The 12,882-nt window shown below is 42.8% G+C and carries 11 protein-coding genes; all 11 read right to left on the reverse strand.

The window, feature by feature from the left end; genetic code table 11:
- Nucleotides 1-100 precede the first annotated feature (100 nt).
- The 11 genes from ACM0OZ_RS26530 to ACM0OZ_RS26580 all read right to left on the reverse strand — a co-directional run bounded on the left by ACM0OZ_RS26530 (nt 101) and on the right by ACM0OZ_RS26580 (nt 12,849).
- A complete protein-coding gene (locus tag ACM0OZ_RS26530) occupies nt 101-1,414 on the reverse strand; it encodes a CO2 hydration protein (protein WP_414585814.1) in 1,314 nt (437 codons plus the stop codon).
- Between the two features lie 188 nt (nt 1,415-1,602).
- Entirely contained in the window at nt 1,603-3,105 is a 1,503-nt protein-coding gene (locus tag ACM0OZ_RS26535; RefSeq protein WP_414585815.1) for an NADH-quinone oxidoreductase subunit M, read from the reverse strand.
- A gap of 70 nt (nt 3,106-3,175) precedes the next feature.
- Nucleotides 3,176-3,892 carry a carbonic anhydrase gene (locus ACM0OZ_RS26540; RefSeq protein ID WP_414585816.1) on the reverse strand — a complete coding sequence of 239 codons (717 nt, stop codon included), beginning with the start codon at nt 3,890-3,892 and terminating at the stop codon, nt 3,176-3,178.
- Nucleotides 3,893-4,015: 123 nt separating this feature from the next.
- The gene (locus ACM0OZ_RS26545) at nt 4,016-5,878 is read right to left on the reverse strand and encodes an NAD(P)H-quinone oxidoreductase subunit F (protein ID WP_414585818.1); all 1,863 of its coding nucleotides are present in this window, start codon (nt 5,876-5,878) and stop codon (nt 4,016-4,018) included.
- A 296-nt stretch (nt 5,879-6,174) separates the two neighbouring features.
- Nucleotides 6,175-6,375 carry a hypothetical protein gene (locus tag ACM0OZ_RS26550; protein WP_414585819.1) on the reverse strand — a complete coding sequence of 67 codons (201 nt, stop codon included), beginning with the start codon at nt 6,373-6,375 and terminating at the stop codon, nt 6,175-6,177.
- A gap of 195 nt (nt 6,376-6,570) precedes the next feature.
- Entirely contained in the window at nt 6,571-6,699 is a 129-nt protein-coding gene (locus tag ACM0OZ_RS26555) for a hypothetical protein (protein WP_414585820.1), read from the reverse strand.
- Nucleotides 6,700-6,798: 99 nt separating this feature from the next.
- Entirely contained in the window at nt 6,799-7,794 is a 996-nt protein-coding gene (locus ACM0OZ_RS26560) for a glycosyltransferase family 2 protein (RefSeq protein WP_414585821.1), read from the reverse strand.
- Between the two features lie 125 nt (nt 7,795-7,919).
- Nucleotides 7,920-9,068, reverse strand: a complete 1,149-nt coding sequence (locus ACM0OZ_RS26565; protein WP_414585822.1) for an RRXRR domain-containing protein — start codon at nt 9,066-9,068, stop codon at nt 7,920-7,922.
- A gap of 167 nt (nt 9,069-9,235) precedes the next feature.
- Nucleotides 9,236-10,546: an ABC transporter ATP-binding protein gene (locus ACM0OZ_RS26570; protein ID WP_414585823.1), complete on the reverse strand. Its 1,311-nt coding sequence runs from the start codon at nt 10,544-10,546 to the stop codon at nt 9,236-9,238.
- 2 nt (nt 10,547-10,548) lie between these two features.
- Nucleotides 10,549-11,424 carry an ABC transporter permease gene (locus ACM0OZ_RS26575; RefSeq protein WP_414585825.1) on the reverse strand — a complete coding sequence of 292 codons (876 nt, stop codon included), beginning with the start codon at nt 11,422-11,424 and terminating at the stop codon, nt 10,549-10,551.
- 357 nt (nt 11,425-11,781) lie between these two features.
- Nucleotides 11,782-12,849 carry a glycosyltransferase family 2 protein gene (locus ACM0OZ_RS26580; RefSeq protein ID WP_414585826.1) on the reverse strand — a complete coding sequence of 356 codons (1,068 nt, stop codon included), beginning with the start codon at nt 12,847-12,849 and terminating at the stop codon, nt 11,782-11,784.
- Nucleotides 12,850-12,882: the final 33 nt, after the last annotated feature.

Here is a 12,882-nt window from a genome sequence, read left to right on the forward strand (position 1 = left end):
AAAAATGGGATTTTTAAGCCTCTCCCCTTATAGGGGAGAGGTTTGGAGAGGGGTCAAATCAGGATACATCGAACTCACGTCAATTTAGATGTGTTTTCGCTTATCTATAATCCTGGCTTTGAATATCCCGCAAACGAGCAGCATTACGAATACCATATTCGGGACGTGTGAAACGGTTTAATTGAGTCTCAAAAAACTCCCGATTTGCTTGTAAATGCTCAGGATCTGGATCATCTAAAGGATGTAAAAGTGCTGTTCGTAATGCTTGAATAACCGCAGAAGTAACACAGTACATTGACCGTTGGAAACTAATTCCCAACTGAATCAACATATCTTCTTCTCCTCGGCAATGTTGCTTGTAGTATTCAACAAGATATGGTGGTAAAAAGTGCAACATATCTTGCATCAGCAGTGTTGGTGGAATGCCAGCGGTACCTACTGGAAAGACATCTGCATAAAGAATTCCGTAGTGGAAGTCTTTTTGGTCTGTAGGTATTTGCCGTGCTTGAGCATTATAAGATTTTGTACCCCGGAAGGGAGCGGTACGGTAAAAAACAGCTTCCACGTAGGGTAATGCAGCTTCGTGAAGCCATACGAATCCTTTAGATTTGGGAACGATTTCGTAGCATTCGCCACGGATATAAACATTATGGTAAATGGGACGATTTGCAACTGCAAGAATTCCATTCACCAAGAAATTCATTGCGTCTGGGACACTGGCAATTTTCCCTTCATCATACAAGTCTGACATTTCAAAGAATACGGGAGCCATGATTTCCCAGAACAAACCCAGATTAGCATAGTAAGACATCTGGCGGCACTGTTCTATAAACATATCTGGGAACAGTTTGTAGAGTGCCAACATGAATGGGTTGCCTTGGAAGTAAGCTTTGATTGCCCTGTCAGCGTTGGCTTTATATTCTTCGGTGTCCAAGTAAGGGTCAAATTGTCCACCCATACCTCTGTGCCAAAGCATTGCCCGCATACAAGCTTCGGCAAATTCCATATTAATGCGATCGTGGAATAAGTGATGCAATAACTTGGGCATTTTGAAGGTTTCACCCTTTTCCATAAATGCCAATAGTTCTGGATGCGCAGTTGCTTCACCGCGCCAAACTCTCAACTCAGCATCATCGCCTGCATAATGATTGTGCAGTTCTAAATACTCTTTAGGCAAGAAGTATTTGAAGAAGGGAAATGGATTTAAAAATACGCGTTCGGCAATATATAATAAGTCGCGCCAGTAGAAGTCCATCGGCACTGCATAAGCTTTGTAAATACCGATGATTTGCATTAAGTTTTCTGGGGTATCGGGCAACATTGCACCGCCTGCTTCTAACCGATGAATGACTTCTGCAAATTCATGGGTAGAAGGAGGTAATTTAGTTGAAGATTTCTCTGGAGTTTGTACCATTTGGATTTCCTCAAATTTAGCTATAGCAATCCTATTTCGTTTGTGTGAAAGTGCCTGCGCGTAAGCGCATAAATTGGTCTTCTTCAGATCCCCGACTTCTTAAAGAAGTCGGGGATCTTATCTTTTCAGATTATGAGTTTTTGGTTGTTAGTGGTTAGTTCTGAAAAAGAAGGGTTTTTAAGGCAAGTTCATTGATTGAGAGCGACTTGAGCAGTTACGCCTTTCTCAACAGGAGGAATAGTCGCAACCATTGCTGTAGATGTTGGTTCACTCCAACGCACTAACCAAGTGGGTTGTATTCCTAAGAACAAGATGAGAACTGCCAAGACAACGGCTGGCATTTTCTCAGACCACAGAACTTTGGGATAATAAGCTAAGTTGTTGTCAAGTTTGCCAAAACAGGTACGGTTAAGGAGGATGACAAAGTAGACTGCGGTTAAGCCACTCGCAACTACACACAATAGTGTTGGTATGGGAAAGACCGAGAAACTACCTTGAAACACTATAAACTCAGCAATGAATCCTACCATGCCTGGAATGCCAGCGCTTGCCATACCACCTAAAACTAGTAGGGCGCTGATCAGGGGTAGTCCGCGTATGGGACTCATTAAGCCGTTGAGTTTATCCAACTCACGGGTTCCTACCTTTGCTTCGACAACTCCCACCAGATGGAAGAGGATGGCGAGGATGATGCCATGACTCACCATTTGGGAAATGGCACCGATGAGTGCTAAGGAAGTGCTGGCGGCAGCTGCTAGCAATATATAGCCCATGTGACCGATGGAACTGTATGCTACCATGCGCTTGATGTCTTTTTGGGCAATTGCTGTAAGCGCCCCGTATATCGCACTGACTGCCCCCCAAATTGCCAAAGTCGGCGCAAGAATACTCCAAGCTTGGGGAAACAGCGCCATTCCAAATCGCAAAATGCCATAAGTTCCTAGCTTTGCTAGCACTCCGCCGAGAAGAATAGCAACGGGGGCTGAAGCTTCAACGTAAGCATCGGGTAACCAAGTATGCAAGGGAATTAGAGGAATTTTGATACCAAAACCTAGCACTATTCCTGCAAGTAGAATGATTTGCAGTGCTGTTGATAAGGTTTGGGTGGAGAGTGCATCGTAATTAAAGCTGGTTGAACCAGTAAGCCACACTGTACCTAAGAATGCCGCCAGAATTAATGCTCCTGAAACAGCAGTATAAATCAGGAACTTCATGCCAGCATAAGCCCGCTTTTCACCACCCCAAATAGAAATCAGCAGATAGAAGGGTATCAATTCTAGTTCGTAGAACAGGAAGAAGAGCAACAAATTCTGTGCTGCGATCGCACCTGCTACCCCTCCACTGACGAATAAGATGAGGGCATAGAAAAGCCGGGGTCGTTCGGTTTGTTGACTGCTGCTGTAAATAGCAATCCAAGTCAGCAAACTGTTTAAAATGAGCATCAGTATGGAAAGTCCATCAGCCCCCAATTGATAGCTCAAGCCCAGGGTATCATTCCAAGGTAAATATTCCTGTAACTGCATTCCTGAATTGGAGATATCAAATTTCAGGAATAGGAAAATATTCCAAAGAAGAGCTAATCCAGCAACAGTTAAGGCTGTCAAACGAACATTAATTGCAGGAATAGCACGAGGCAATAAACTAATAACAGCGGCACCTAAAATAGGTAGCCAAATTAAGGTACTGAGCATAGAGTGATTCGACTCAAAAGAAAACTTGTTAGTGAGTTGTTATTAGGCGCAAATTTCTGACTAGTTAGTCCTAACTAACCATAGTGATTTTGCCAGTATCCAAATCGTAAAAAGCACCTACAATTGTCAATTTGTTGGTATCAATTAACTGAGAGAGAACTGTTGACGATTTCAACTTTTCCACTTGCACCAAAATATTTGCTTTAGTAGCGTTTTCTAGCTTGTCACCTGGTATGTTTTTTGACCTTTCTACACCTAGTTTAATGGCATCAAGCAAATTGCCAATTTGACCGGGAACTTGAGCACCTTTTATCGTGGCATCTACCGCACCACATCTTCTATGACCAAGCACCATAATGACCTTTGACCCCAATACCAAACTGCCAAATTCCAGGCTGCCAATCTCCTCTGGAGTGGCGATATTACCAGCTACACGACACACAAATAAATCTCCAAATCCTTGATCCAAAACAATTTCAGCAGGAACCCGTGAATCTGCACATCCGAGAATAGATGCAAACGGCTTCTGACCTTTTGCGACTTCAACAAGACGTGTAGGAGTTTGGTTAGGGTTGCGACGTTTTCTTGCGACAAAGCGTTGATTTCCCTCGATTAACGATTGCAGAGCCTGATCGGGAGTGATGTCTTTTTGTTGTGCTACGGCTGGTTCAGAAACCATTAACTTGGAGCCAATTCCTGCTGTTAATACCCCTGTTCCTATTGCTCCTGCACCAAATTTGAACAAATTTCTTCTGGAAAGATTTCCCTTCTGTGTTTTTTTATTCATCGTCTTTTTCTGATACTTCTACTTGCTGATTGTTAATTATTTGTTATTAATGATTGGTTGAAAATTGAGTTTTTTGTAAGGGCGCAAGGCTTTGCGCCCTTACTCGACAAAGGAATCCCAAAACTAAAACACCAAATCTAAAAACTGAACTCCCCAGTATTGCCAACTCACAAGCATTCCTAAAACTCCTACTCCCAATAGCACAGTGAATGCATAAAACTGGGTTTGTCCTGAGGTGCTGTATTTCAAACCTTCCCCACTCAAGATGGAAATTAAGCCAACTAAGTTAACAATTCCATCAAATATTAAGCGGTCAATCATGTCGGCAAGTTTTGAAATCAGGTCAACACCCAAAACTATGCTCACCCGATACAGTTTTGGTGTGTAGAAGTCGTATGCTACCAAGTCTTGCAAAGCTTTGATGGGCAAGCGAACAGGTTTGGAAATGACATTGCCCAGATAAATGACACCACTGATGCTGCACCCAAAAACACTTGACCAAATCAGTAGTAGTGCGACATCTTTGTTGAGAGTTGCCCAAGATGGTAACAGTGATAAGCTTTGCAACACCAAGGGTAAATGGAGAGCAAAAGCAAGCAAAATAATCATTGGTAGAGCCATTTGCCAACTCACTTCGGGTGAGCGATCGCTCATTTGCTTGGGTTTACCGCCAAAAATTGAACTGAATTCCCTAGTTAAACTGAAAGCTGTTAAAGCGTTCACCGCTATCACCACTCCCACTAACCAAGGTTGGGTTTCCCACAGCCCTGAAGCTAATTTCAGTAATGCCCAAAAGCCGCCCAAAGGTGGAAACCCAATTAACGCCAGAGTCCCTACTATATAAGCTAAGCCTGATACTGGACGGCGTGACCACAGTCCTCCCAGTTGGGTGACATCTTGGGTGATGCTGTTCCAGATAACTGCACCAGTACTCATGACTAAGAGTGCTGCGGCTAAGGCGTGAGTCAGTACCAATAACAGTGCTGCTTCGTCTTGTTGCGTTCCTACGGCGATAAACACCATACCCATGTAGGCACTCACAGAATAGGATAAGCAACGTTTGATGTCAATTTGGGCGATCGCAATTAAAGAAGCACCCACTGCTGTCACTGCACCAATAGCCACCATTGCAGAAGTTGCTACAGGCGACAAGCTGAAAACCGGTTGCAGCTTAATCAGCACCCAAGCACCAGTGGCAACGACCACTGAGTTCCGTAAAATCGTACTGGGAACAGGTCCTTCCATCGCCTCATCCAACCACAGATGCAAGGGGAATTGGGCACACTTACCCATCGGACCTGCAATTAATGCTAGACAAACCAAAGCTATTAAGGTAGGGTTGACGTTGGCAGTAGCCGCCCACTCGGCGAGTTCCGTATAATTCCAAGTGCCTGCTACAGACCATATTGCCAGCACTCCCATCAGCAGAAATAAATCTCCCACCCGCTTGGTTAAGAAAGCATCTCTAGCACCCGTGACAACCAAGGGCTGACTGAACCAAAGTCCCACCAATAAGTAAGTACCTAAAGTTAGGATTTCCAAAATGACATAGCTGAAAAACAAAGAGTTGCATAATACAAGGGCACATAGCCCAGCTTCAAACAATCCCAACAGGGAATAGAAGCGTCCCCAGCCCCAGTCCATCTCCATGTAGCCGACAGCGTAAATTTGTGCTAGCAAATTCAAGCCAGCAATCACAACCATCGCGCTGACACTTAATGAGGAGATTTCTAAATCAATAGAGAGGTTTAAACCAGCCGTATTCAGCCAAGGTATAGATATCTCTAATGGCAGTTGATTCCAAGTCGCTGGTAATGCTAAAGCAGCATGAACAAACGCAAAAAATGTCATTACCAAGTTGACATAACCTGCCGGTCTTGGTCCGGTGCGTCGAATGATTCCTGGAGACCAAGGCACGGCTAAAAGCCCGCCAATTAAGGCATAGCAAGGTACTAACCAAACGCTTTCAAGCAGGAAATGAGCCATGAACTGTCCTCTGAATTTGCAGCATAACGGAATGCGGTTGTCAACTAACAACCGTTGCTTCAAATCACGCAGATATGCGAATTGAAAAATTAATTTTTATTTAAGCTTCTTAGATCATAGATTACCGTTTATCACAACAAAAGGGAATAAGTAAGCTAAATAATTAATAGATGTTTACTCTAATAAATTCTTATACTTTTGAAAACTAATAGTAACTATTGTTTTCTATCTATAGTAGTTCGATAGAAAAAAGCAGAGACGCAACTTGTTGCGTCTTTGGATGCTTTTCGCTTGAATTAGTAGATTTTTTCTACGACTGCTTGCCCATTTTCTGGTAAACTGTACGCAACTACTAATGACTGGTGTGACAACTGACTGATAGGGGCAGGTTTCATTTCGCCCCGAAAGTCCAGCAGTTGCACAAGGAGAAGGTAGGCAATTGCCAAAAGTATGGAAATTGCACCTGTAATAATTGCAACTATTTTTCCACGATTCATCGAAAATTATGGGTCTCTTGCCCCGTGCTTTTAGCACGGCTTTACATTTGAATGCTGGTTTTTAAATGGATATAATCCCAGGAACCAGCAAAACCCGTAGTTAGTCCCCTCGCCCACCTAATCCAAGATAGCTTGGTGAGACCAGTGCTGAAGGAGGGTCTCCCGACCTAGGCAACTGGCGCACCCGTAAGGGCATTACCCAACGCCCTTACCAATCAAGCTTAGAGATAAATCCTCCCTTATGGGAAGCATCCGGAAGTCTGTACCAGAATTAGGCTCCCAGGGGCTATTCACCTCTTGCGTTGTCCGAATTGGTTCGGTCAATCCTCCTCCATGACGGGCTCGGTTGGTGAACAGTCTTACCTGCAATGTGAACTATTGTATTATGCCTATAGTAAGATTGCGATCGCACATCCTAGAGTGTTATATATATTTTTTTTCCGGGCTAACAAGGTTATCTATTATTGAATTGAAGAACTTTTGGACCAACAGTATACGACAAGCAATTCTTTCAGCAAGACGAAAGCCACAAATTCTTTGGACAAGACGATAAAATGGTCTTTGAGAGTTTCGCTTAAAATCTGGAAACAGAATTAAAGCTTCTTCTAACAATCGTATGTATTGTGAGTAGTTGTCAATCAACAAAGAATCTCTAGCCAGTTGAAAATAAGATTTAGCTAAGGCATACCGATACCTCATCGTAAGTTGGTTCATTTGTATCAGTTTTTTTTCTGCCTTTTCTAAGACTGCACAGTGGCTTTCTATCCAACGGGGCCTAGAGCTACTAGAGACTGTGACATTGCCATATCGTCTGTATACAGAATAACACCCAGGTTGATAGACAACTTTGGCACCATTCATGGCGACTGATAAAAAGAAATCTCTATCCTGTGCAGCAGGCAACCTTTCATCCCAACCACCACTCTTTTCAACAACAGTTCTCTTATATAGTAAAGAAGCTACAGCAGTCCACCAATTGGCAAGTAGAGACTCAAGTATATCTATTTGTGTTCCAGGAATCTGTACTGTATCTAGAAAACTTGTGCCATCAGGCAAATGATGTTTGTGTCTCCAATCACCATAAACAACATCTGCTCCAGTTGCCTCTAGAAAATGCACTTGCCTTTCGATTTTTTCTGGTAATATATAGTCATCAGCATCCAAAAACTGGATATATTTCCCGCTAGATAGAGCAAAAGCTCTGTTTCTGGCGTGATTTCCCCCTTTATGAGGCAAACTTTCGCAAATTATTTTTTTTTCAAATGTTTTGATAATTTCCCAAGAATTGTCAGTTGAACCATCATCAATGACAACAATTTCAATGTTCGGATAGGTTTGTTGCAAGCAGCTATCAATTGCTTCTGCTATCCATCTTTCTGCATTAAAGCAAGGTATAATCACCGAAACAAGAGGTGGCATATCTTTATTCCTGAGTTCTAAACAACGTGGGGAATAAGCTAAGTTGGAAGCAAATGCTTTATATCTGCATCAATTTCTTAGCTTAGGCTTACTTATTCATCGTTTTTCCACGAGAGACCCCACCTTCAGCGGATCTTGGTGGGCGAGGTTGTTCGGGTCAAACTTGATGGCTCGATGCCATTAAGTTTGACAAAGTCCTTTGTTGACAGCACGATTAACCCCGTGCTTCGCTGTATCAATCGGACTTTCTTAACTGTGAATTGTCCAAGACGCTTCCAGGACGCATCACTTACTGAAACTTGTTTCTCAGTGTCCCCGCTCACCCAACCGCGATAAGTTTTACTTCCCTGGGTTGCCTCAACGTAATCACCTTTCCGGAATCCATGACGGGTTACAGTGCCACCATATTTGCGCCTGACCCCACCCTTAGCTGGAACCATTAAGTGAAGCTGGCGACGTGAGACAGGAGGACGTTTGACGACAACAAACTGGGAAGAAGTAATGCTAATTTGTCCTTTCCAACCCATGCTATTTGCTGATGTTATTCCGTACTTTACCCATCTGCTAGCGGCAATCGTGATACCGTCAATGGCATGAGTTTCTGGTGTTTGGCGTGATTTGTCTTGTTTGTCTTTTGGTAGTTTTAATTGCTTGCGTAAATTGGATGTCTCCCATCCTTGTATGGTTGATGGCGTAATGCGTAACTGTTTTTCTATTTGATCAAGCAACCATAATTGACCAACCATAACAGGGCTAAAGCCTTTATCACCTCGTGCCATAACACGCTCAACGATAACACTTTGAACTGGGTAAAGCTTGTCTATTTCTTTTAGTATCCGCAATTCAAGTGTTTTGTTTGAGCGAATACTAGGAGGTACCTTTCTTTGTTTGCGGTTGTCAAATCTAGTTTGGCGATGGGCACGTTGATTGTATGGTAATTTACGATCAATCCGTCGTCCTCTACGTCCACGCCGCATCATCGCTCTTTGTTCCATTCGGTCTTTGACTGTTTTGAATGGCAAAATCAGATGCAACATCAACAGCGTCCATTTAGTAGATTGAACTCCGATACCTGAGTAAAGCTTGCCAGGGTCTAACCCAACAGCAATCGGCTGTGTTTTTGTGTCGCTCGGTTCAACGGTTAATTGCACATAAAACAAGCCGAGTTTTGACCATCCGGGAATTGCTTTTCCTTCTTTAAGCCATTTTCTTGCACGACTAGGAGTTGTTGGCATGAGTGGCTTGCCATCTTTTGAAACTACCGGAATTCGCATTAGTTGTTCTCCTGTTACAGAGTTGATGTCCCCTCGCCCACCTAACTTAGAATGTCTTGGCTTGCCCAACGCCTTAATAAGAAGGCTTACAGTGAATCCGCACTGGGGAAGTATGCGGGTGTGTGTATCAAAGTTAGGCTAATAAGGGCTAGTCAAACACGTAAGACTTACTTCTTACAAGCCCCATCCCTCTTTAGGGTGGGGTTATTGACGACTTTCCATTTTCGGGGCTGATAAAATAACGATTGGCTTGTCACCTTACTTGCCTTGACTGCAAATCTAAAAGATTCAACAATATCAAAAGAGCAGATGCCCTCTTTTATGTATATTTTGGCGCTGTAGAAACCCGGTAGTAAGCAACAGTAAGGCATTTGCATTTGTATCTCAACTTCCCCAGGAAGTATTTCGAGCAGTTCATTATCACTTCCGGAAGTTATGTATAAAATCCGCTCATTTTGTCCGGATAAAGCTGTGATTAAGACACCTATATTTGCATGATCAATTGTTTTATGTGCTTTGCATTCTATGCACAAATAAGCTGGTTCACCACAAAAAGGGGTAGCAAGTAGATTTCCTTGCTCATCTTTGAAGTAAAGGGAAACCACGTCAACACCCAGACTCTCACTCTTTGGTTTCTCTGGCAAATACATCACTCCCAGAGGTGCGTCTGTTCCTCCCAGACTCAAGTCTTCTTCATATTTACGAATCACTGCTTCTGTCTCGCCAGAGGTAATCAACTTCCCTTTTTGTAAATAAATAGAAGATTCACAGACATTTAAGACGACATGAGGATTGTGAGAAACTAAGATAAAAGCTGTTCCATTTTCCCGCAGTTTTGCTAATCTTTGGTAACACTTCATTCTAAAAGAAATGTCACCCACAGCTAGCACTTCATCAATAAGTAAAATATCTGGTTCTATGTAAACTGCACAGGCAAAACCTAGTCGTGCAGCCATACCAGAACTATAAGTTTGTACGGGAGCATCAATTGCATCTGCAATGCCGGCAAACTCTATCACATCTTGAAATCTCTCTTCGATTTCTTTAGTTGATAGCCCTAGCACTGACATATTTGCATAAATATTTTCTCTTCCTGTTAAGATAGGATTAAACCCTGCACCCAAAGCAATTAATGGAGCTACCCTACCCCTAACTTTTACAGAACCAGTATCTGGCTTGATCAAACCACTAATGATGCGAAGCAGTGTACTTTTTCCAGCTCCATTTGAACCAACTAAGCCTAGCGCTTCTCCTCGTCGTAGTTGAAAGCTAACATCTTTGAGCGCCCAAAATTCTTTTGTTCTGAGAGTATCACTTTTTCTCCTTCCTCCTACCAATTCGGTGGCGATATCCTGAATTCCGTAAAATAAAGAGCGTTTTAAATTTCTACAAAACTTTTTAGAAACATTCTCTATTGAAATGACAACTTCAGTATCCTCAGAACTGAGAGAAATTTCTTTTTTTATCAAATTAGTCATTATTAAGAACTCACTCTTTCAACAACGAAAGGCATAGCAAGACGAAATACAATCCAAGTTAGTAGTAAACCAACAAAGGAAAGCCCACTCACTACCCAAAATCTTAAAGGATCTGATACAACTCCTGTTGTTGCTAACTCTCGCGCTGTTACGAGTAAAGGAGTGACGGGATTAAGCTTGACTAAAAACCCAAAACTTCCTGCGCTGGGAACTGGATAAACGACTGGAGTCAAGAATAGCCAAAATCCTGTCACTAAAGTTATTCCTCTAGAGACATCTTGATATAAAATTCCTAACGGAGCTAATAAAACACCGAAAAATGTTCCTAGAATAACTAAGTGAATTAATGCCACTGGCACTAAAATCACTGTCCAAGTAACAGGAATGTGAAACCAGATATATAATGCGGCTATCAAAATCAGCTTGATGGCAAAGTTAAAAAAGACTTCTCCTACCTTTGCCAAAATCAGTGCTTCTCGGGGAAAGTTGACTCTGGCTAGCATCGGTTTTGCCACTGTCACAGCTTGCACTGGACCATTCAAGGCTTCTACAAATGTCTGCCACAGTGCTGTACTGAACATAACATAAGCTGGATAAGGGATATCTGTTGCCCCAATATTGATAACATTGGCATCATTCGCCAGGGTGAATCCAGTAGCCATAACAATTGGTGGTAAAAAAGCCCAGGCTACCCCTAAAAATGATTGACGATACTGGGCGCTGATATCCCGTACCATTAATCGCCAAGCAAGTTCGCGAGAAGCCAGCAAGTCTCGCCACATTTGTTGGAACAATTCACGAGGACGCCTCAGCTGACTTTCTGGTGTATAAACAACTTCAGCAGGCGGTTGAGATTTGAGGACTTTATTGTGCTTCAAAATTTCTTACCCTGCAAAATAGTGCTTTATGTTGATAGCGGTTTTCAATTGAATAAAATACAGTTGTGGATTTTTGTGCGATGGACATCCTGCGCGTCCGGGCGGGCTAGAAGCCCACCCCACAAGAAAAAGGTTGTAGTGCATTCATATAGACAAGATTGCATCTGTTTGATTCCATCTGTGTCCATCTGTGTCCATCTGTGGTTAATTATTCTTTTTTTTGGAATGAATGCAATCTTGTCTAATTAAGAACTGCTATAGTCACCTCACGCGTAGACAAAGGCGCACTAGAAATCTTTGTATCTATGCGTGAGATTGAAAGAAAAATAATCATGCATAGATGCAACGCCATAAATCTCAACTCTCGGAAGTTGCTGTGATTGCATTCACCAATTGTGGCGATCGCGGATTTTGTACATTGTGCAAATGTCTCTTAGCATAGCGGGTTGTTAGATAGCGGTTTAGCGCCTTGTCCATGTGACGCAGTATTTTCCCTGCTAAGCGATCGCCAATTTTGCCAAAAGGAACTTTACGAGTCAGAGGACTGACAATTGTCATGTCTCGCCGCCATCCTAAACGCTTGTACTTGTTTTGAAAGTACTCGTCTTCGGTGAGGTTCCACTTGTCCCGCAAGCGTTTCAGGCTAGCCAGTTCCCAGGCATCGCTCCAACGCAGCATATAATAGTGTATATCTGTCCACTCAAGTGGTGGTCCTGGCACATAAGTCACCAGAGATTCTGGTTCAAGATAAATAGAACCGCCAGCTTCAGTTACCAGCATACACAAATCGACGTGTTCTTTCGTGTTCAGCAGTGCTTCATCCAAAAAACCAATTTTCTCAAATATCTCTGTGCGTACCATCATGCAGTGGAATTCTGCTAGCCCGGTTTGCTGGCGTTGTAGCTGGGGACGCACGTCTGCTACCTGGCGACCTTGTTTATAAATTTTCTCAATTATTCGCCGTCTTGTTGTCTCACCTTTGGTTTCCACTCTCACCCCAGATTCTCCACCTGCACAATGGACTTCCGTATGTAGTGGAAGGTACTGACAGATAAGGGGACTGATTACAGCGGCTCCTGTTTTGTCAGCACACTCCACCATTGCTTCTAGCCAGCCTGGGGTAACGACAACATCGTTATCGATGAAAACAACATATTTGCTCTTAACTTGTTGTAAACCCAGGTTTCTGGCTCTATTTGGGGAGAGGTAATGCTCAGCGCGAATCAGTTGAAATTTTTTATCAGTAGCTTGAGCTACCAGATAATCCCTGATATGAGAGGGTGAACCACCATCTACGTAAATTAAATTAAAAGGATACTTTGTATACTCGTAGATACTTTCAAGAGATTCACGAGTGTAACTGAAACGCTCCCGTGGAACCACAACAATCGTAACTTGGGCTTCTGCAATTCCTGGTAAATTCATCTCCAAATCCTCTGCTAATCTGAAACGATTGTA

The sequence above is a fragment of the Scytonema sp. PCC 10023 genome (assembly GCF_963920835.1).
Taxonomy (GTDB): domain Bacteria; phylum Cyanobacteriota; class Cyanobacteriia; order Cyanobacteriales; family Nostocaceae; genus Kalymmatonema.